The following is a 20,000-nucleotide window of genomic DNA, read 5'->3' on the forward strand; positions in this document are numbered from 1 at the left end:
CTTCATCGTTCGACTTGCATGTGTTAAGCACGCCGCCAGCGTTCATCCTGAGCCAGGATCAAACTCTCCGTCAAAAAAACAGACACAACCACCAACCCCCGGAAAAAGAAGGCCGAATGGCTGCACAAAATCTGAAACCAGCTAAAAACACCAAACCATCCACGGGGGTGGACAACCTGGCGCCTAACCAATTCAATAAAAAATCGGTATCAACAAACTTGGCACACTATTGAGTTCTCAAACAACAGGTCACTATTCCAAAGCAGTACCACCCAAACCAACCGGTCCAGGATCGCTCCGGAGCAACTTTTCAAACTTACCAGACCATCCACCCCGGCGCAACTTCCGATTTCCCGGAAACACACACGGATCAAACCATCCAGGACTCCCGGGACCAGGCCGGACGCAATAAAGCGAACCAGCAATCTGGTTTCCGTTTGAAAGGGAGTCGGTCGCAATTTTTCCGCTTCAGCGGCGGCGACTCAGAAAACATTACACCCCTTTGAACACCCCGGGCAAATCACCCTGCACGTCCTTCACCCACCCCGGAATCCCGCATGATTCCGGGGAATATGCGCTTCCCGGCGCCCGATCCTGCGCGAAAACCCGCTCTATGAAGCACGTCACACCACCGGAACATGTCCACCCCTCGGTCCGGAAAACGCGCACAACAGCACTCTGTCCACTGCAAGCCGGGTGCAGAGGACATGTGCGGCGGGGACGGGACGCTCAAACTACGCCGGCAAGCACACCCGGGTACACACAACGGCGCCGCCCCACCGGAAGGTGGCACGGCGCCGTCGGGCACTTTGAGGGAAAGGCGCGCCTAGTGCGCGGCGGCACCTTCGGTCTTGCGCATCATCGCGGACAGCACCACGGCGGCAAGCGCAATGACCGCCGCCGTAAGGAATGCCGCCTGCATGCCGGCGACAAAGCCGGAAGCCGCGGACACGACCGCGAAGATCGAGATGAGCAGCGCAGTGCCGGCGGCGCCGGCCACCTGCTGGAGCGTGCTCATGATCGCGGAGCCGTGCGAGTACAGATGCGGCGGCAGCGGATTCAGGCCGGTGGTGAAGGCCGGCGTGAACAGCAGGGCGAGGCCGAAGCTGAGCACGACGTGCAGGACAACCACCCACCACAGCTGGCTGGACTGGTTGAGCACGCTGAACTGCCACAGGGTCAAGACCATCAGCACCGAGCCGCTGACCGTCAGCGGCAGCGGTCCCACCTTGTCGAAGATCCGGCCGATCACCGGGCCCAGGAGGCCCATGGCAAGGCCACCCGGGAGCAGGGCCAGGCCGGTTTCCATGGGCTGCAGCTCGAGCACGTTCTGCAGGTACAGCGGCAGCAGGATGACCCCGCCGAAGAGTGCCATCATGGCCACCACCATGAGCAGGGTGGACACGGTGAACATGCGGAAGTTGAAGGCGCGGAGGTCCAGCAGCGGGGTATCGGCCTTCTGCAGCTTGAGCTGGCGCAGCACGAACACCACCATGCAGACGATGCCGATGGCCAGTGCCAGCAGCGGCACCGAACCGCCACCGCCGCCACCGATCTGGCTCAGGCCGTACACCACGCCGCCGAAAGCAGGGACGGTGAGGAGCACGGAGAGGAAGTCCAGCTTGATGGAACCCTGCTCACCCACGTTGCTCAGGTAGCGTGCGCCGATGCCCAAGGCCGCAAGGGCAACGGGCAGCACGAAGATGAACATGAAGCGCCAGGAGAAGTGGTCCAGGATGATGCCGGAGACCGTGGGGCCGAGCGCCGGAGCCACCGAAATGGCGATGCTCACGTTGCCCATCACGGCGCCGCGGCGCGACAGCGGAACCAGGGTGAGGATGGTGGTCATCAGCAAGGGCAGCATGATGGCCGTGCCGCTGGCCTGCACAATGCGTGCCAGCAGGAGCACCACGAACCCGGGTGCCAGGGCAGCCAGCAGGGTGCCGCCGCTGAACAGGCCCATCGCCAGCAGGAACGCCGCCCGGGTGGTGAGGCGCTGCAGGATGAAGCCCGTGGTCGGAATGACCACGGCCATGGTCAGCATGAAGCCGGTGGACAGCCACTGGACAGTCGGAGCGTCAACCTTGAGATCGGTCATGAGCCGCTGCAGGGCGACGTTCATGATGGTTTCGTTCAGGATCACCACGAAGGTGGCGACAAGGAGAGTGATGATGACCGTGACGGATTCACGGGGCATCTTCTCAGTAGTGGTGGTAGTGGTGTTCTGCACGGGATTGCCGTGGGAGTCGGACGTAATGTCGGTAGACAAGAGGGTCCCCCAAATGGGTGCTTCGAGTGTGGAGTCGGCCGGAGATCAACCGGTGAAAACTGAAACAGTCTAGGCCGCTCCGGCATTCCCGTCAGCAGGAAAACCCAAAGTTCACCTCAGGAATTGAGCGGAATGTTGTCGATCAGCCGCACCGGCCCCACCTTGGCGGCGATGATCGCCAGGCCTTCGCCGCGGAAGGGCGTGTCCTGGCAGTTCTCGGCAAGCGGCTCCAGCGTGCGCGGATCGACGACGTCGAAATAGTCCAGTTCCACCAGCGGCTGGGAACGGACAAGCGCGACGGCGGACGGCAGGTCGAGCGGTTCGTGCGCGTTGGCTCGCTGCTCCAGCAGGCGGAGCGCACGGGAAAGGACCAGCGCGGCCTCGCGTTCGTCGTCGCTGAGGAAGCGGTTGCGGCTGGACAGCGCCAAGCCGTCTTCGGCACGCACTGTAGGAACGGGGACGATCTCCACGGGGAAGTTCAGGTCAGCCACCATGCGGCGCACGAGCGCGAGCTGCTGGGCATCCTTCTGGCCGAAGTAGGCGCGGTAGGCGGCAGCACCGCCGTCGGCCGCAGAACCGCCCGGCAAGGCACAGAGCGGAAGGGCGTAGTGCAGCAGTTTCGCGACGACAGTGAGGGCGCCGTCGAAATGGCCCGGACGCGAGGCGCCCTCCCACTTTTCGCCCAGCGGACCCGAGGTCACGCGGACCAGAGGCTGGCCGTCCGGGTAGACCTCGTCCACGGAAGGGGCGAACACGAGGTCCACGCCTTCGGCGTCGAGGAGCTGCATGTCGGCGTCGAGGGTCCGGGGGTAGCGGTCCAGGTCAACGGCGTCGCCGAACTGCAGCGGGTTGACGAAGATCGAGACGGCGGTGACGTCGTTCGCGGCCACGGCGATGCGCGCGAGGGTGGCGTGCCCGGAATGCAGGGCGCCCATGGTGGGAACGAAACCAAACGAGTTGCCGCCCTTTTCCTTGAGGAGCCGGGCGCTTTCGGCGCGCAGTTCCGCAGCGGTGGTGACGAGCTTGATTGCCATGTTCAGTTGCCTTCCGGGGTGTCCGCAGTTCCGTTGCTGCCAGTGCCGTTGCCGCCCGGGTTCCGGGCGTCGAGGGCGGCGTCGATTCCGCTGAGCTGCCGGTCGTTGAGCAGCCCGCGTCGCGCGGCGCGCGTTGCTGTAGCGCGTGCCATCGCGAGGTATGCGGACAGGATATCGCCGCCGCTGCCGGCGTCGTGCTCGCGAAGTGCCTCGACGTGCCCGGCGACGGTCCCGGAATCGCCCCGGACCACGGGCCCGGTCAGCGCGGATTCACCCGAGGCGAGGGCGTTTTCGAGGGTGGCGCGCAGCAACGGGCCGAGGAGGTTCTCCGGCTGTTCGACGCCGATCTCCCGCAGCAGCTGCGAGCCCTGCGCCACGAGGGTGGCCATGTGGTTGGCACTGTGGGCGAGGGCCGCGTGGTAGATGGTGCGGTCTGCCTCGGCGATGACGACGGGTTCGGCGCCCATCTCCATCACGAGGGCCTGGGCGATCGGGAGCATGGCCGCGTCCGCCGTGACCCCGAAAGTGCAGTCCTGCAGGCGGGTCAGGTCCAGGCTCATGCCGGTGAACGTCATGGCCGGGTGCAGTGCCAGCGGGATTGCGCCGGCTGCGCGCACGGGCTGCAGGATTCCGACGCCGTAACGCCCCGAGGTGTGCGCCACCAGCTGGCCGGGCTGCCAGGCGCCGAGCTTGGCCAGGCCCTCGACCAGCCCGCCGAGGGCGTCGTCCGGCACGGCGAGGAGCACCAGTTCAGCGCGTTCCACGATCTCCTGGACCTCCAGGACGGGGACGCCCGGGAGCAGCGTTTCGGCACGCTCCCGGCTGTCCTCCGAAACGGCGGATACCCCGACGACGGCGTGTTCGGCCGCGCGCAGTGCGGCACCGAGCACCGCACCCACCTTGCCGGCGCCGATGATTCCGATGCCGAGTCGTCCGGGCCTAGCCATGATGGGGTTCCTCCTGGGGTGGTGTGTCGTTAACCGGAGCCGTGGCGGGCACCGGCAGGGAGCCTGCCCGCGAAATTTCGGCCAGCCATTGTTCGCTGGTCTGGCGCTTGCGGGCTTCCCTGGCCCGCGCCGCCTGCTGGTCGAACAGCGCGACCGCCTCGTCGACGTCGGCCTGGATCAATCGCGGGACCACGGGACCGGCGGTGGTGTGCAGCACGAGGTCGGCGACCCCGAAGCGGCGCGCGAGCGGCCCTTGGCTCAACGCCATGGACTGGGTGCGCTGGTGCGGGACGAGCACGAGCTGCCGCCACCAGCGGCCCGAACGCAGCAGCAGCGCGGTACCGGTGGCCAGGAAACCGTTGCGCCGCCAACCCAGCGGGGCAATCAGGCGGGCGCGGCGCGGCGTGATGGTGAATCCGGCGTCAGAATCCAGGCCGTTGAGCGCCGCCGTGAACACCCGCACGGGATCCGCGGTGCCGGGATCGGGCAGGACCAGGGAGAGCGCCAGCATGACGTCATTCAGGGTTCCCACGGGGAGCAGGGTGGTGCGGGCCGCGTTCTCGTTGCCTGCGCTGCCGCCGTAACCCGCGACATTCACCTGGATGCGGTACCAGCCGAAGATGCGCCACAGCGGTGACTGGCTGACCTTCAGGGCCTGGATCCTGCCCGGCGGGACGGTCTGCGCCTGGGTGTCCAGCAGGCCGTAACGCAGCCGGATGCCGTCCGGCGAGATGGCAGAGGTGAAGTTGAAGCCCTTGTTGAAGGACTTCCAGTACGCGGCGGCCAGGCCAAGCATCGCCGGAATGAGGTAGAGCATGACCGCCCCGGACTCCGTCAGCACCGAGACCACTACGGAAGCGATCGCGCCGAGGACCACGAACAAGCTCTGTTCGCTCAGCAGCAGCGAACCCACCAGCCGGCCGTGCGGGACGCTGAGGACCACGTGTTCGGGCGCTTCGGGAAGGGGTGCCGCTTCGGTCCCGGTTTCCGAAGCGGGGCCCGGGCCCGGCGCGATGCCGGCCGCCCGCCCCAGGATGGTGGCGCGCAGCTGCTTCGCCTCCCCCAGCGGCAGGTACGCCAGGCTCACGGCCGATTCGCCGGCGTCGGCCACCTCGAACTTGAGCTCGGCGAGGCCGAAGATCCGGGCCAGCAGGGGCTGGACGATGTCGATGGCCTGCACCCGGTCCAGGCGGGCCTGGCGCTGCTGCTTGAAGATGAAGCCTGAGTTGACCCGCACGTAGCCCTCGCTGAGCTGGTAGCGGGTGAAGTACCAGCTGAGGATGAAGCCCGCCACGGTGACCAGCAGCACCGCGGCGCCGCCGGCCAGGAGCCACAGAACACGCCCGTTGAGGCCGTGGTCGATCAGTTCGCGGCCTTGCAGCGCGCGCTCGAAGATGTCCCGTCCGAAGAAAACCACGACGGCGACCAGCGCCACCCAGCCCCGCACGAACGGCGACGCCGGGTGCACGCGGTGCCAGCCGGCGTCGACCGCTGGCTGTTCCGGGCTTGAGTTCACAGCGTCCACCGGCTCACAGGCCGGCCAGCCGCGCTTCGCCGCGGGCCGTGAGTTGTTCGCGGAGGCGGGCACCTTCCGCGGCGGGGAGCCCGGGCAGCAAGGCGTTCGTTCCAGGCGAGGCCGTGTGCAGTTTCAGCGTGCACAGGCCCAGGGCGCGTTCCACCGGACCCACGGCGACATCCACATACTGCATCCGTCCGTACGGCACCACCATGGTGCGCTGGAAGAAGATGCCGCGGCGGATGAGGAGGTCGTCGTCCCGTTCGGCGTACCCGATGGCCCGGACCTGGCGCGGGATCAGGACCAGCCGCCACAGGGCAAGCACGAGCATGGCCGCCGGAACAGCGATGGCCAGCCACAGAGGCGGCCACTCCCACCACCCAAGCAGTACGAACACGAGCGGCAGGCTGAGCAAAGCGGTGAACAGGAGGTTGCCCGCGGCCCAGCCCACCAGGCAGACGGTCACGTACTTCGGCGAGACGCGCTGCCACTCAATGCCGGGCGGATCAATCGCGGTGGTAGGCATACTCACCTTCGCCCTTGGCGTCGCCGCGCCGCGGCCCCGGGGCTCCGGTTCCCCCTTCGAGGTCCTCCGGAGGGATGCGGCAGAAGCGCTCCACCACCAGGCCCACCACGATCATGGCCAGCCCGCCGCCGCCCATGACCAGCGCGAGCCACAGGATGGGCTGATCGCTGCGGAGGTTCCAGATGCGCAGCTGCTCCACCACGATTCCCGCGTGCCAGCCCAGCAGCACCGTGCCCACGTAGGCGCAGGCCTGGGCCAGGACCAAGGTGCGGGCGGCAAGGATCGGGTTCAGCAGGGACTTCTTCTTGCCGTTGCGCCAGCGCAGCACCCGGATGCCCATGACGAGGGTGATGGCGGCGATGATGCCCATGGTGACCAGTGCCGACGCCGGAAGCACGGGGGTGGCCAGGCCGTAGCGGTTGGTGGCGATGACGGTCAGCCAACCCGCCGCCGTAAGCACGACGGCGATGATCACCAGGACCAGCGGGCGCATGGCTTTCATGCGGACCCCGTCCCGGTGGTGGCGCTGCCCGCGACACCGTCGGCGTCGTCGAAGCCGTCAAAGGGACGCAGGCCGTGGAAGTCCGCCGCCTTGAGCGCCAGCTCCGCCACGCTTTCGCCGTTGAGCCGCGCGGCCGGCTCGAGCTGGGCCCACGGGAAGAGCACGAAGGCACGCTCCGCCGCGCGCGGATGCGGAAGCGTCAGTTCCTCGTCGTCGCTGCGCAGATCGCCGTAGGTGATGATGTCCACGTCCAGCGTGCGCGGGCCCCAGCGGACCTCACGGACACGGTGGTGCTTCTGTTCGACGTCGTGGCAGTGCTGCAGGAGTTCGCGGGGACCGAGGGTGGTCTCCACGGCGATCACCATGTTGAGGAAATCCGGCTGGCCCTCCGGCCCGCCCACGGGCTTGGTCTGCACGATCGGGGACACCCCGAGCAGCCGGACCTCCGGGCGGTCCACCAGGTCCGCGACGGCGGTGGACAAGGTGTCGTTCCGCTCGCCCAGGTTGCTGCCGAGCGCCAGGATGGCCTTGGTAGTGTCACTCATCTGCCGGCTCCGACGGTGCCGATGATGCCGGTGGCCCGGCTGCGGTGGACGCTGACCGTCACGTCGCCGAACGGCACCTCGATGGGCGCCTTGGGCTTGTGGACGGTGACGTCGACGGCGGCAACCGGGAATCCGGCAAGGATCCCTTCGGCGATCCGCACCGCCAGGCCTTCGATGAGGTTGAGCGGTTCGCCGGTGATTTCGGAGACGATGAAATTCGCTACCTCGCCGTAGTGCGCGGTGTGCCCGATCTCGTCGGTTTCGACGGCCTTGGAAAAATCACAGTGCAGCACCGCGTCCACCACGAAGGGCTGGCCTTCGCGGCGTTCAAAGTCGAACACTCCGTGATGCCCGACGGCGGTGACGCCCGTCAGGGTGATCTTGTCCAAACCACTTCCCCTAAATCAGTGCGGATAACTTCGGTGCGGATGCGGCTTAGTGCCGGACGCGTGCGGCGACCTTGACCGCGTCAAGGCTCGGTCCGACGTCGTGCACGCGCACGCCCCAGATGCCGCGGGCGGCGCTGATCGCGGTGATGGCTGCGGTGGCGTGGTCCCGCTCCTCGGGGGCGGCGGCCTTGCCGGCGACGGTCAGCAGGCTGCCCAGGAAACGCTTGCGGGAAGCCCCCACCAGGATCGGGTGGCCCAGCGAGTCCAGCTTGCCGATGTGCTTGAGGAGTTCCCAGTTCTGGGCCTCGTTCTTCGAGAAGCCCAGGCCCGGGTCCACGATGATCTGCTCCGGCGAGACGCCCGCTGCGTACAGCTTGCCGCGGACGCCTTCGAGTTCCTCGATGACCTCGTCCACCACGTTGCCGTATTCGGCCAGGCTGTCCATGGTCTCGGCATCGCCGCGGCGGTGCGTGAGGATGTACTTCGCCTTGCTCGCGGCAACGAGCTCGGCCATTCCGGGCTCGATGCTCAGGCCGGAGACATCGTTGATGATCGCGGCACCGGCATCCAGCGCAGCCGCCGCGGTGGACGCGTGCGTGGTATCGATGCTGACCAGGGCCCCGGCCTTGACCAGCGCCTGGATGACCGGCAGGACCCGGCGCTGCTCTTCCTCGGGGCTGACGGCTTCCGCGCCAGGGCGGGTGGATTCCCCGCCGACGTCGATGATGTCCGCGCCCGCGTAGAACATCCGCAGGCCGTGCGCGATGGCGGTGTCCGGCGTCGGGTGCTTGCCGCCGTCGCTGAACGAATCGGGGGTGACGTTCAGGATCCCCATGACCACGGTGCGGTCTGCCGGCAGGTCCTCGAAGCGGGCCGCCGCACGTGGTTTGCGGAGGATCGGCAGGGGGCTGGTGGCGGGTCCTGTTCCGGGTGCTGCTGCGAGGGAATCCATGGTCTTTTTACCTTCCGAGTATGAGGCTCATGGCTTCGGCGCGGGTGGCCGGGTCATGGAGTTGACCGCGCACCGCGCTGGTGACGGTCTTGGCGCCGGGTTTGCGGATGCCGCGCATGGACATGCACATGTGTTCGCATTCGACGACGACGATCGCGCCGCGGGGGTTGAGGTGCTCAACGAGCGCCTCGACGATCTGCGTGGTGAGCCGTTCCTGCACCTGCGGGCGGCGGGCGAAGATGTCCACCAAGCGGGCCAGCTTGCTCAGGCCCGTCACCTTGCCGTCATGCGACGGAATGTAACCGACGTGGGCCACGCCGTGGAACGGCACCAGGTGGTGTTCACAGGTGGAGTAGAACGGGATGTCCTTGACCAGCACGAGTTCCTCGTGGTCCAGGTCGAAGGTGGTGGACAGGACGTCCGCCGGATCCTGGTGCAGGCCGGCGAAGACTTCGGCGTATGCCTTGGCAACGCGCTTGGGCGTATCCAGCAGGCCCCCACGGTCCGGGTCCTCGCCCACGGCGAGCAGGATCTCGCGCACGGCGGCCTCGATGCGGGGGCGGTCTACCTTGGAGTGCTTGCCATGGCCGTGGGAGCCGCCGGAATCACCGGCGGACACCACGCCGAAGGCACCACTGAAGTCGTCGTCGTCGAAGTGAGTCACAGCAGAAAGCTTAGCCGTGATGTGCGACGTCGGTGCCCGCCTCGGGTTCACTCTGGCCCGAGGGACGCTGGGATTCGTGTCCGGGAACCCCGCTGTCGTAGGGCCGTTCCGCCGCCGGATGGGCCAGCGCCGGAGGCAGGAGCTCACCTTCCCCGTCTTCGCCGGCGGCGGCCCGGGCGGCCGCTTCCGCAGCGAGCTGGGCACGTTCGCGGGAGGACAGGACCGGGGCGATGTGCTGGACGGGGCGGGTCTCCTTGGAGAGCCAGATGGGCCGGACCACCGGCTTGCGGACGCCCGCGGTGAGGCGTTCGACGTCGGCCTGGTTGATGGTTTCGCGTTCCAGCAGTTCCAGGGCGATCTGGTCCAGGATGTCGCGGTTCTCCGTGAGGATCTGGTACGCCTCGTCATGCGCTTCATCCAGGAGGCGACGCACTTCGTCATCAATCAGGGCGGCCAGCTGGTTGGAGATGATCGGAGCGGAACCCTGGCTGCCGCGTCCGCTCAGCGGATCGGAGTCGCCGCCGCTGACCTTGATGGTGCCCACTTTCTCGCTCATGCCGAGCTCGGTGACCATGCGGCGGGCCGTGCTGGTGGCCTGCTCGATGTCATTCGAAGCGCCCGTGGTGGGGTCGTGGAAGACGATTTCCTCGGCAACGCGGCCGCCCATGGCCCAGGCCATGCGGTCCAGGAGCTCGTTGCGGGTATAACCCTGCGGGTCCTCGTCCGGAACCACCATGGTGTAGCCGCCGGCGCGGCCGCGCGGCAGGATGGTCACCTTGGTGACGGGCGGGGCGTTGTGCAGCGCCGCTGCCACGAGGGCGTGGCCGCCTTCGTGGTAGGCGGTGAGCTTGCGGTCGTGTTCCTTCTGGACGCGGCTGCGCTTCTGCGGGCCGCCCATGACGCGGTCGATGCCTTCGTCGAGGGCGCGGTCGTCGATGAGCTGGGCGTTGGAGCGCGCGGTCAGCAGGGCGGCCTCGTTCAGCACGTTCGCGAGGTCCGCTCCGGTGTAGCCGGGTGTCTTCTTCGCGACGGCGTTCAGGTCGACGCCGGGAGCCAACGGCTTGCCCTTCGCGTGCACCTGCAGGATGTGTTCGCGGCCCAGGCGGTCCGGGGCGTCCACGGAAATCTGGCGGTCGAAACGGCCCGGGCGCAGCAGGGCCGGGTCCAGGATGTCCGGCCGGTTGGTGGCCGCGATCATGATGACGTTGGTCTTGGCGTCGAAGCCGTCCATCTCGACGAGCATCTGGTTGAGGGTCTGTTCGCGTTCGTCGTTGCCGCCGCCGATGCCGGCGCCGCGGTGGCGGCCGACGGCGTCGATCTCGTCAACGAAGATGATGGCCGGGCTATTTGCCTTGGCCTGCTCGAAAAGGTCACGGACACGGGACGCCCCCACGCCGACAAACATTTCCACGAAGTCAGAACCGGAAATCGAGAAGAACGGCACCCCGGCTTCGCCGGCGACTGCGCGGGCCAGGAGGGTCTTGCCGGTACCGGGAGGGCCGTACAGCAGCACGCCTTTGGGGATCTTGGCGCCCACGGCCTGGAACTTGCCCGGCTCCTGCAGGAATTCCTTGATCTCCTGCAGTTCCTCCACGGCTTCGTCCGCACCGGCCACATCGGCGAAAGTCACCTGCGGCATGTCCTTGCTGATCATCTTGGCCCGGGACTTGCCGAACTGCATGACCTTGGAGCCGCCGCCCTGCATGCGGGAGAGCAGGAACCAGAAGAGCAGGCCGAGCAGCAGCACTGGAATCAGGAGGGAGAACAGCCCGGAGAACCAGTTGTTCTCGACGGGCTGGTCGGTGAAGCCCTTGCTGGGCTTGGCGTTGGTGACGGCCTTGACGACGTCCGCACCGCGCGGGTTCACGTAGAAGAACTGGACATTCTTGCCCTTGTCCTGGCCGTCGATGACCAGGTTGTCCTTCAGCACCAGGTCCACGCGGTTTTCCGCGTCGAAGATCTTGGCCTGCTCCACCTTGCCGCCTTCGGCGAGGAGCGAGAGGCCGCGGTCCGTGTCGATCCTGGTGGATCCGCCGGGTGCCAGGGTTGCAAAGGCCACCAGGAGCAAGGCGACCACGACGACAATCCAGATGCCCGGGCCCTTGAAGAAACTCTTAGCTTTCATCTATTCCGGGGCCAGGCCCCGTCCCTCCTGGTAGTGCTGTACGGCGCAGCTTCAGTGCGCGTGCGGTGCTGCGACAGTTCTAGCTTTACACCGTTCCGAGTAATTCACGCATAGACGGAGGCAAAAGTTCCCTCTGGGCGTACAGGCCGGGCAGGCCGCCATCAGGACACCGTACAGCTTGGGTTGGCGCCCAAAGCACCCATGGATGCCTTGGCTTCCGCCAGCGTGGAGGTCCAGCCTGAACCGTCTTTCGTTTGAACATAGACCCCGTAGGAACCGCCCAGCAGGCCGCCGAGCAATCCGGACTTGAACTGGGTGGTGTACTCCCCCGCGAGCGGCCCGGTGGTGGTCAGCTCCGAGCCCAGCAGAACGGACGTGAGGTTCGTCAGCAGGCCGTCCTTCGCCACGTAGTAGTTCACGTTCGCGGGGATCGCGTAACTGCTGCCCGCCGGGAAACGCCATTTCAGCGTGATCACCGGGTTCGCGCCGAGTGTTCCCGGGGCCAAAGTGCAGGAGGTGATGACAGGGCGCTGGATGGTGGCGGCCGCGAAGGAGCCGCGCCCGAACTCCGAATCCGTCCAGGCGGCCAACGTGCCGCCGTTCGCTGCGGGAAGTGCAAGCAGGAATGCCAGCGCCCCGGCGGCGAGCACCGTTTTTGCCCGCCTCCACGCGTAGCTGCCCGACGGCGGCCGCGGGCTCATGCCTGGACCTTTCCTGGTGCGGGCGCCATCCGCCGTGCGAACGCCGCTGCCGCGATCCCGGCAGCTGCCGCGGCGGCGCCGAGCAGGGCCAAAGCGCCGAGCCGCCATCCGGTATCCGGAAGGCCGCCGTCGGGCACCTTCCCGCCGGGCGGGGTGCCGCCGTCGGGACCCGTTTGTCCGGCTGCCTCAGCGGCGTCAACGCGGGCAGTCAGCTGCGCGCTGAGTCCCTGGACCTCGTTGCCGGCCGCCGGAGACAGGGTCACCGCGATGCGGAGCTCGACGCCGGCGGGGATGCGGCCGCCGGGTTCGGCCAGGCTGCGGGCGGTTCCGTCAAGGGAGCCGAGGGAGGTGCGCGGGATGACGGCGGTTTCTCCCGCGGGGCAGGAGTCCGCGGTCCAGCGCCCCGGGCAGGCGCTGACCTGGACGGTCACATGGCCCGGCGGCATGGCGTCCGTGAGCGGCCCGGCGCCGCTCAGCCGCAGGGACAAGGCGCCGGCTTCGACGCCCACGGTCGTCACGCCGAGGGTCCAGGTACTGGTGGATCCGGGCACCAGCACGGCAGGCGGTTGCCCGCGGTTTTCCAGCAGGAGGTCGGGCCCGGCGCCGGTTTCCGCCGTCGCAGGAGCCTGCGCCAGGGACGTCAGCAGCAGCGCCAGGGCGAGCCCTTTGAGCGTCCGGCTACGCATCGCCGGCCTCTTCATCCATGGGTCCTTCATCCCTAGGCCCTTCATCCCTGGGCCCCTCATCTCTAGGCCACAGCACCCAGGTGACCAGCCCCGCGACGCTGAGGGTCACCCCGCCCAGCACGAACGGGTTGGACGCCTGCGCCACCCATTGCGCCAATCCGGGTGCGGACCAGAGCACGGTGCGGACGGTCGACACCGTGTACGGCGCGGGGTCCTCCACCGGATTGGCGTCGCCCTTCATGGTGAGGGTGCCGGTTCCGTCCTCGCCAAGCCGGACCGAAGTAACCCGATGCGTGACCGGAAGCTTTCCCTGGCGTTCAACGGTGACGACGTCGCCGGTTTTCACCTCGGACACGGGCACTTCACGCACCACGGCCAGCGATCCAGCTGGAATGGCCGGCGCCATGGAACCGGTCTTGAACATGATGAGCGACACGTGGAAGAAGACGGCGGCCAGGGTGACCAGGATGCACAGTGCCCCGCCCGCTGCCGCGACATTCAGCAGGACGTCGCGGACGACGGCGGACGCTCCCCGTCGGGCATCCGAGCCGGCGCCGCTCCCCCGTAAGTGCCGTGCCGCAGGCTGCGCCGTCATGAGTCCGACGTCCCCCGGATTTCCCAGGTGGCCCCGGCGCTGCTTCCCTGCAGGGAATTGTCCGCGGTGGCCTTCATGGTGATTTCGAAGCACAGCTGCACCGGGCTGCCCGCGTTTGCCGCCACGGCTGTGGTGGATCCTGCAGTGCCGAGGGCTGCCTTCGACGCCGCCGTGCCCACCAGGTAGGTGGCCCCGGCGCCGAACTGGCCGGCGTCGCACGCACCGGAGCCGTACCGGACCACGCGGTAGTCCAGGGCGGCAAACAGCGCGGCGCTCCCGCCCTGGACCGGCTGCCCACCCTGGAGGGCGAGGGTGCCCGCCACCGAGCCGGACGTTGTCCGGACCCAGAGGCTTGCGTAGTTGGTTGACCCGGGGGACATCCCCGCGGCGTTGAAGGACATGACGGCGGCAGTCGCCGCAGTGCCGTGGTCCTGCCACGCACCGCCGGAATTCGTGGACGACTGCAAAGCGAAGGAACTGGCCGTGAACGTTCCGGCCGCGAATTCCGAATCGTTCCACGCGGCGAGGGTCATGGTTCCGCCCACGCCCAGCACCAGCCCGCCGGCCAGCAGGGCGCGGACGCGGAGCAGCAGGTGGCGCTGCGCGGCACGGCGCGCAGGATTACGGCGCGCGGAACGCCGACGGGCAGCACGTCGCGCGGAAGGAGGGGTGTTCCCCATATCGGTCATGGCAGGCTCCGTCATGGGAGATCCAGGAGCCGTGCTCAGGAGGTGGACGCTGCCGCGAGCTCCCAGGTGGCCGTGCCGGTCTGGCCTTGGACGAGTCCGGCACCTGCAGTGACTTTGAAGCACAGGAAGGCGGCCTGGCCAGGGTCGGTCACGGGCGAACCGGCCGCGAGGTCGAAGGTCACACCGCTGAGGGCGCCGTCCAATGCGGTTCCGGCGGCCACGAGTTCGGTTCCCGTCGTGTCCGCGGAGCAGCCGAAGCTGGTGGTCTGGAGCAGCTGGTAGCTCAGGTTGGCGACGCTGCCGCCGGCGGTGGCCCCGTTGACGGTGACGGTGGCACCCGTGGAGGTGTTCGCTGCCAGGCGCACGGCGAACGGTGCGTAGACGGTATCCCCCGGCGCGAGGTTGGCCGGATTGACGGTGAAGGGCAGGGTGGCGCCGGGTGCCGCGGCGTGGTCGGCGTAGGTGGTGCCGTCCGTGCTGCCCTGCATGTTGAAAGTGCCTGCCGTGAAGGTTCCGGTTCCGAACTCGGAATCGTTCCAGGCCGCGAGAACCACCGTGGCACCCACACCGAGCACCAGGCCGCCGGCCAGGAAGGCGCGGACCTTGCCGCGGGCCCGGGTACGTGTTGTTTGCTCTGTCACTGCGTTTCCCCCTATTTTGCGTATGTGAAGCAGTCCCCCGCGAAGCGCTTGCACGCAGCCAAGCGGGGCACAACAGGGCTTCAGGGTACGCACAAGGACGCCAATAAGTGAAGGCTGCCTCCCGGAAAAGGGAAGCAGCCTCCTTGACTGTGGTGCCGCCTTTGGCGGGCGGCCTGCGGATTACTCGTAAACGTGCGGTGCGAGGGTGCCGACAAACTCGAGGTTGCGGTACTTCTCGGCGTAGTCCAGGCCGTAACCGACCACGAATTCGTTGGGGAGGTCGTAGCCGATGTACTTGACGTCCAGCTCCACCTTGGCGGCATCCGGCTTGCGGAAGGCGGTGCAGATTTCCACGGAGGCCGTGCCGCGGGACTCGAGGTTGGTCTTGAGCCAGGAAAGGGTCAGGCCGGAGTCGATGATGTCCTCGACGATCAGCACGTCCTTGCCCATGAGGTCCGTATCAAGGTCCTTGAGGATGCGCACCACGCCCGAGGACTGGGTCCCGGAGCCGTAGGAGGAGACAGCCATCCAGTCCATGCTGACGTGGCTGTGCAGGGCACGGGCCAGGTCCGCCATGACCATGACGGCGCCCTTGAGGACGCCCACGATCAGGAGCTCGCGGCCCTCGTAATCCTTGTCGATCTGCGCTGCGAGTTCAGTGATCCGCTGCTGGATCTGCTCTTTGGTGTAGAGAACGTGCTTGAGGTCTGCCTGGACGTCGTTTGAATCCACCAATGGCTCCTGTGTTGATGCGGGTCTGCGGCTAGTGCTGGGGCGTTTTGTGATGCCGGAATACTAGCTTCCCACAGCCGTCCGCTTCGCGGGGAACACCGGCCTGCACAGAGAGCGCTTCCTGTGCCCGCTTCTCCTCGGCCTGCCCGGCGAGCGAGAGCCGGTACACGCTGACATTGCCCGGCAGCTGGACCGGGCCGGCGGAACCCTGCCGCCGCAGCAGGGCTTCGGCAGCCTGGAGGCGGCCGTACCCCGGTTGCTGGCCGCCGACGTCGGACGCCGCCTTGGCGATCACCCGGAACCTGAGTGCCGCGGGCAGTTCCCGCACGGCGGCTTCCGGAAGCCAGACGCCGTCTTCCGTTCGGCGGACCAGCGCGGCGTAGCGTTCGACGGCGAGGTCTTCGAGGAAGTCGGCGTCCTGCTGCAGGATGGCCGCGGTGCGTGCGAGCGATTCGGCGACGCCTGGGCCGAGCTTTTCCTCCAGCACGGGCATCACCTCCACCCGGGTCCGGGAGCGGGCGAACGCGGGGTCCGTGTTGTGCGGATCGTGCCACGGCTCGAGGTCTTCAGCGGCGCAGATCTCCAGGGTTTCCGCACGTCGCAGGCCCAGAAAGGGGCGCAGGAGCTTGCCTCGCGCAGGGCGCATCCCGGCCAGGGAACGGGTGCCGGAACCGCGGGCCAGGCCAAGGAGCACCTGTTCGGCCTGGTCATCCAGGGTGTGGCCGAGCAGGATCGCACCGCAGCCGAGCTCTTCCGCCGTGGCGTCCAGGGCAGCGTGGCGGGCATCCCGGGCGGCGGCTTCGGGCCCGAAGCCGGTGGACGCAACCTCGACGGCCCGCAGCTGCACTGGCGAAAGGCCCAGTTCCTCCAGCACAGCGACGGTTTCCGCGGCAATCTCCGCCGAACCGGGCTGCAGCTGGTGGTCCACCACGACGGCGGCCACGGAGACCGGGTGCCCGTCCACATTTCCACGGCGGGCAAAGTACGCAGCTACTGCAGCGAGCGCGAGGGAATCGGGGCCGCCGCTGCAGGCGACCAGCACCCGGGCCGGGTAGCCGGCGGCGGCGAGCGCGTCCCTCAGGTGGTTGCGCGCCTTGCCGACGACGGGCGCCAAACGGCCCGGCCGGCGTCGGCCCCTGCCCGCAGGCCGATCCGTCCCAGCCCCCTCATTCACAGCCCCATCCGCTCGAGCCACAGCTTGGCGTCGTGGATCTCCTCTTCGGTGGGCAGGTGTTCGGCCGATTCCCAGACCTTGTTGAGGCCTTCCATACCCGCCACGGCCACCACGGCGCGCACGAACTTGGCGCCGTCGCTGTACTGGCGCATCTTGGCGTCCAGGCCGAGCAGGTTGCGGATGAACTTTTCGATCACGCCGCGGTCCTTGCCGCGGGCGTTGAAGCGCTGGCGGATGGTCTTGACCGACGGAACCAAGGAGGAGTCGACGGCGTCCATCACCACGTTCGCGTGGCCTTCCAGCAGGCTCATGACCGCCGTGAGATGGGACAGGGACGCCTTTTCCTCCGGGTCCTGGAGCAGGTCCAGGATGGCGCCGCGGCGCGGCATGTCCCCCGGGGCGGAACGGTCCCGCAGGGAGCGGGCGGCCGCGGCGGCGCGCTCCATGAGGGAATCGACGTTGCCCAGGAGGTGGCCGCTGAGCTTTTCGATCTCGTCCAGCATGTGATGGCGCAACCAGGGCGCGGCGGCGAACTGCACGCGGTGCGTCTGTTCGTGCAGGCAGACCCAGAGGCGGAAGTCTTCCGGGTCCACGTTGAGTTCGCGTTCCACGGAGATGATGTTCGGCGCCACGAGGAGCAGGCGGCCTCCCGCGGGAGTCTTGGATTCGGGGGCCAGCGCGGCGAAAGGATCGTACTGGCCCAGGACCTTGCTGGAGAGGAACGCGAGGACGGCGCCGAGCTGGCTGCCGGTGATCGCACCGCTCGTGGCGGCCGCGGCCGGGGTCAGGGCGGCCCCGCGGCGGGAATCGAGCATCTGCTGCAGCGCGGGCTGGAGCATGACGGCGAAGCTCTGGGTGTTCGCCTTGGACCAGGAAGCACGGTCCACTACCAGCACGTGGGAGTCACGCAGGTCCCGGGCCGCTTCGATACCGGTGATCTCGTGGACATGCGGCACCGAGGCATCGGCGCTGCGGCGCAGGCTCTCCACCGCCTTGCCGATCTCCGAAGGGCTCATGGCCGGGCCCGCCGGTGCGAGCCGGGCCGCCGTGGACGCGGCGAGCTCCCAGTTGATGAGGGACTGTGCAGTGGTCTTGGACGACTGTGCAGTGGTTTTGGACGTGGTGCCTTGCTGCTGGGACTCCATGCTTCCAATCACACCACAGCCCCCTGACAACCGTCCTTTAAGTTCGCTGCGCGCGGAGGGTTGGGGCCAGGCTGCGTCGCAACGAAACCCTGCGGTTCATTCGTCCTGCAGATCAGGCGAGTTCCAGGCCGCGTACGTCACCTGGTCTGCAGGATCAACCCGAATGCCCGCGCTCAAAACGCGCACCGTCACTTTGTGAACTTGCTCAGCCTCCACTGGGTGCCATCAGCCATGGGAAAAAGCAGATAAGGACGCTTGAGAATCCAGCTGTGATGTTGGGTTGGCAGCCTGTCGCTGAGGAGAAACTCCGCAATGGCAGAGACGGTTTCCTGCAGAAACTCCACCTGTTCCGCGATACCTTCACCGATCAAGCAGAGCTGGATGTAGCTGGCGTCATACACAATTTCCGGCGCCTCGCCGCCGAGCACCAGGGTGAAGGCTTTCAGTCTCGGCCCACGGATGTCGACGTACACCTGGCCACCTTCGATGCTTGCCCCGCCGTGGATACCTTCCGGCAAAGTCGCAAGAATCTTGTCAGCCTCGTGCTGGACTTCCAGTAAGTACCGACGCACGGCGTCGTCTCTGTGGGCCGTCATCGGCACCCGCACGACGCCAGCGCCGAGGCCGCCCGGTCCAGCGCCACCTTGTTCCCGGCCGCGCCCGGGGTGAGCCCGTTGCCGATGAAGGAGAACACCAGGAGCCGGCCGTCGGCGTCCACCACGTAACCACTGAGCGCGATCACCGAGTTCAGGGTGCCGGTCTTGGCGCGCACCAGGCCTGCTCCGCCGGCGGTGCTGGCGTCGCCGTAGCGGTCGTCCAGGGTTCCGGTCAGGCCGGCCACCGGGAAACCGGCGAGCGCAGCCCTCAGCCGCGTATCCGGGCCCGAGGTAATCAGCCGCACCACTTCGGAGAACTGCCGGGCCGAAACCTGGTTCGCCAGGGACAGCCCGGACACATCGGACAGCCGCATCGAGGCGGTGTCGATTCCCAGCTCGCCGAGCTGTGTCCGCACAGCTGCCGTGGCGCCGTCGTTGCTTGCCGCCCCGCCGGACGCGAGCGAGGCCATGCGGCCGAGCACCTCGGCCAGGTAGTTGTCCGAGGTCTCCAGCATGAGGTCCACCTGCTGGCGGACCGTGGCGGATTCGACGGCGGCCAGCACCTCGGCATCGGCTGGCGCCTTGGCCCGGACGACGGCGGCACTGACCTTGATGCCCTTCGGCGCACCGGCTGCCTGCAGCTTGCGGGCGAAGGCCTGCGCAGCGTCCAGCGCGGCGTCCTTGGGCCGGGGCCCGCCAGTGGTTCCGGGCGCATTCCGGCCCCCGTGCATGGCCAGCGGGAACAGCGGCGCGGTTTCGCCGGCGGCGACGTCCGCGAGGTCCCACGCCGGGTTCAGCGCCGGGCCAGTGAAGAGGGAGTCGTCCAGCTGCACCGTCAGCGGCCCCTTGGCGCCCTGAGCAGTCAGGGCCGCCACGGTGTCGGCGGCCAAGGTCTCCAGGCCGGCGCGGCCCATCACCTCATCCGGCTCGGAAATACCTTCGCCCAGCAGTACGTCCCCGCCGCCGCGCAGCACCACGGTGGAAGGCTTCGCACCTGCCACGACCTCCGTACGGAAGCGGGACTCCGGACCTGCCGCCCGCAACGCCGCGACGGCGGTGAGCAGCTTCATGTTGGACGCCGGCACCCGGTTCCTGCCGCCGTCGCGCTCGTAAAGGACATCGCCGCTCAACGCGTCCTGGACCACCGCGGTGAAGGTGCCGCCGCCGTCGGGCTTCAAGGCCGGATCCAGCAGCGCGCCAAGCTTCGCGGGCGAGGGGACGGGAGCAGAAGGATCAAGCGGCGCGACGCCGGCCGGCAAGGAAAGCTGTTCCGGAGCGAGCTGCCACGGCGGGGTCTGCGCGGCAGGCGCCTGCTGCGGCGCGAAGAAAGCGGGCGCGACGTTCACGGCCATGGGCACGGCAAGCGCCGCGACCGCCGCAACGAGGAGCAGCGACTGGAGCCCGCGGACGGGTGAGCGCCGGGCCTCTCCACGCACTTCGGGCGCGGCCCCCTGTTTCTGGCCCTTCATGTGGCTTGTGGTCCTTTAACGTCCTGGATGTCCCCCGGTTCAAGAAACCTGGACCTCTCGCTATATCCTCAATAGTAGTCGGCGGCGCCGGCCGTTCTTTTGC

At 67.9% G+C, this 20,000-nt stretch carries 21 protein-coding genes and 1 rRNA gene; all 22 read right to left on the minus strand.

The features are described from left to right. Nucleotides 1-74: ribosomal RNA gene (locus BIU82_RS04940) — 16S ribosomal RNA — on the minus strand; the annotation flags it as partial. 752 nt (nt 75-826) lie between these two features. Then, nucleotides 827-2,269: a DHA2 family efflux MFS transporter permease subunit gene (locus tag BIU82_RS04945; protein ID WP_070348366.1), complete on the minus strand. Its 1,443-nt coding sequence runs from the start codon at nt 2,267-2,269 to the stop codon at nt 827-829. Nucleotides 2,270-2,385: 116 nt separating this feature from the next. Further along, the gene (locus BIU82_RS04950) at nt 2,386-3,303 is read right to left on the minus strand and encodes a pantoate--beta-alanine ligase (protein ID WP_070348367.1); all 918 of its coding nucleotides are present in this window, start codon (nt 3,301-3,303) and stop codon (nt 2,386-2,388) included. A gap of 2 nt (nt 3,304-3,305) precedes the next feature. Further along, nucleotides 3,306-4,250, minus strand: a complete 945-nt coding sequence (locus BIU82_RS04955; protein ID WP_070348368.1) for a DUF2520 domain-containing protein — start codon at nt 4,248-4,250, stop codon at nt 3,306-3,308. Further along, nucleotides 4,243-5,766: a PH domain-containing protein gene (locus BIU82_RS04960; RefSeq protein WP_253182692.1), complete on the minus strand. Its 1,524-nt coding sequence runs from the start codon at nt 5,764-5,766 to the stop codon at nt 4,243-4,245. The genes BIU82_RS04955 and BIU82_RS04960 overlap by 8 nt, the downstream gene beginning before the upstream one ends. Before the next feature lie 13 nt (nt 5,767-5,779). Then, complete coding sequence (locus tag BIU82_RS04965) at nt 5,780-6,292, minus strand: PH domain-containing protein (protein WP_070348369.1); 513 nt, start codon at nt 6,290-6,292, stop codon at nt 5,780-5,782. After that, nucleotides 6,273-6,794, minus strand: a complete 522-nt coding sequence (locus tag BIU82_RS04970) for a DUF3180 domain-containing protein (protein WP_070348370.1) — start codon at nt 6,792-6,794, stop codon at nt 6,273-6,275. The genes BIU82_RS04965 and BIU82_RS04970 overlap by 20 nt, the downstream gene beginning before the upstream one ends. Then, on the minus strand, nt 6,791-7,339 hold the full coding sequence (folK, locus tag BIU82_RS04975; protein ID WP_070348371.1) for a 2-amino-4-hydroxy-6-hydroxymethyldihydropteridine diphosphokinase: 549 nt from the start codon (nt 7,337-7,339) through the stop codon (nt 6,791-6,793). Before folK ends, BIU82_RS04970 begins: the two co-directional genes overlap by 4 nt. Then, entirely contained in the window at nt 7,336-7,728 is a 393-nt protein-coding gene (gene folB, locus BIU82_RS04980; protein ID WP_070348372.1) for a dihydroneopterin aldolase, read from the minus strand. The genes folK and folB overlap by 4 nt, the downstream gene beginning before the upstream one ends. 46 nt (nt 7,729-7,774) lie before the next feature. Beyond that, complete coding sequence (folP, locus tag BIU82_RS04985) at nt 7,775-8,680, minus strand: dihydropteroate synthase (RefSeq protein ID WP_070348373.1); 906 nt, start codon at nt 8,678-8,680, stop codon at nt 7,775-7,777. Nucleotides 8,681-8,687: 7 nt separating this feature from the next. Then, nucleotides 8,688-9,299: a GTP cyclohydrolase I FolE gene (gene folE, locus BIU82_RS04990; RefSeq protein WP_216098996.1), complete on the minus strand. Its 612-nt coding sequence runs from the start codon at nt 9,297-9,299 to the stop codon at nt 8,688-8,690. Nucleotides 9,300-9,354: 55 nt separating this feature from the next. Continuing rightward, on the minus strand, nt 9,355-11,469 hold the full coding sequence (ftsH, locus tag BIU82_RS04995) for an ATP-dependent zinc metalloprotease FtsH (protein ID WP_074466409.1): 2,115 nt from the start codon (nt 11,467-11,469) through the stop codon (nt 9,355-9,357). Between the two features lie 161 nt (nt 11,470-11,630). Continuing rightward, entirely contained in the window at nt 11,631-12,170 is a 540-nt protein-coding gene (locus BIU82_RS05000; RefSeq protein WP_070348375.1) for a hypothetical protein, read from the minus strand. Then, nucleotides 12,167-12,871, minus strand: coding sequence for a hypothetical protein (locus BIU82_RS05005; RefSeq protein WP_139146511.1), 705 nt, complete (start codon nt 12,869-12,871; stop codon nt 12,167-12,169). The genes BIU82_RS05000 and BIU82_RS05005 overlap by 4 nt, the downstream gene beginning before the upstream one ends. Beyond that, complete coding sequence (locus tag BIU82_RS05010) at nt 12,849-13,451, minus strand: signal peptidase I (protein ID WP_070348377.1); 603 nt, start codon at nt 13,449-13,451, stop codon at nt 12,849-12,851. The genes BIU82_RS05005 and BIU82_RS05010 overlap by 23 nt, the downstream gene beginning before the upstream one ends. Continuing rightward, nucleotides 13,448-14,140 (minus strand): SipW-dependent-type signal peptide-containing protein, encoded by a 693-nt coding sequence (locus BIU82_RS05015; RefSeq protein ID WP_171906500.1) that lies wholly within the window; start codon nt 14,138-14,140, stop codon nt 13,448-13,450. Before BIU82_RS05015 ends, BIU82_RS05010 begins: the two co-directional genes overlap by 4 nt. A gap of 35 nt (nt 14,141-14,175) precedes the next feature. Next, nucleotides 14,176-14,781 carry a SipW-dependent-type signal peptide-containing protein gene (locus BIU82_RS05020; RefSeq protein ID WP_070348378.1) on the minus strand — a complete coding sequence of 202 codons (606 nt, stop codon included), beginning with the start codon at nt 14,779-14,781 and terminating at the stop codon, nt 14,176-14,178. A 180-nt stretch (nt 14,782-14,961) separates the two neighbouring features. Continuing rightward, the gene (gene hpt / locus BIU82_RS05025) at nt 14,962-15,513 is read right to left on the minus strand and encodes a hypoxanthine phosphoribosyltransferase (protein ID WP_070348379.1); all 552 of its coding nucleotides are present in this window, start codon (nt 15,511-15,513) and stop codon (nt 14,962-14,964) included. Between the two features lie 31 nt (nt 15,514-15,544). Further along, the gene (gene tilS / locus BIU82_RS05030; RefSeq protein WP_070348464.1) at nt 15,545-16,594 is read right to left on the minus strand and encodes a tRNA lysidine(34) synthetase TilS; all 1,050 of its coding nucleotides are present in this window, start codon (nt 16,592-16,594) and stop codon (nt 15,545-15,547) included. Nucleotides 16,595-16,683: 89 nt separating this feature from the next. Next, nucleotides 16,684-17,832, minus strand: a complete 1,149-nt coding sequence (locus tag BIU82_RS05035) for a zinc-dependent metalloprotease (RefSeq protein ID WP_070348380.1) — start codon at nt 17,830-17,832, stop codon at nt 16,684-16,686. Between the two features lie 188 nt (nt 17,833-18,020). Then, entirely contained in the window at nt 18,021-18,434 is a 414-nt protein-coding gene (locus BIU82_RS05040; protein ID WP_139146512.1) for a hypothetical protein, read from the minus strand. Further along, nucleotides 18,425-19,780, minus strand: coding sequence for a D-alanyl-D-alanine carboxypeptidase/D-alanyl-D-alanine-endopeptidase (gene dacB / locus BIU82_RS05045; protein ID WP_070348465.1), 1,356 nt, complete (start codon nt 19,778-19,780; stop codon nt 18,425-18,427). The genes BIU82_RS05040 and dacB overlap by 10 nt, the downstream gene beginning before the upstream one ends. Nucleotides 19,781-20,000 lie beyond the last annotated feature (220 nt).

It is taken from the genome of Arthrobacter sp. SW1 (assembly GCF_001766675.1).
Taxonomy (GTDB): domain Bacteria; phylum Actinomycetota; class Actinomycetes; order Actinomycetales; family Micrococcaceae; genus Arthrobacter.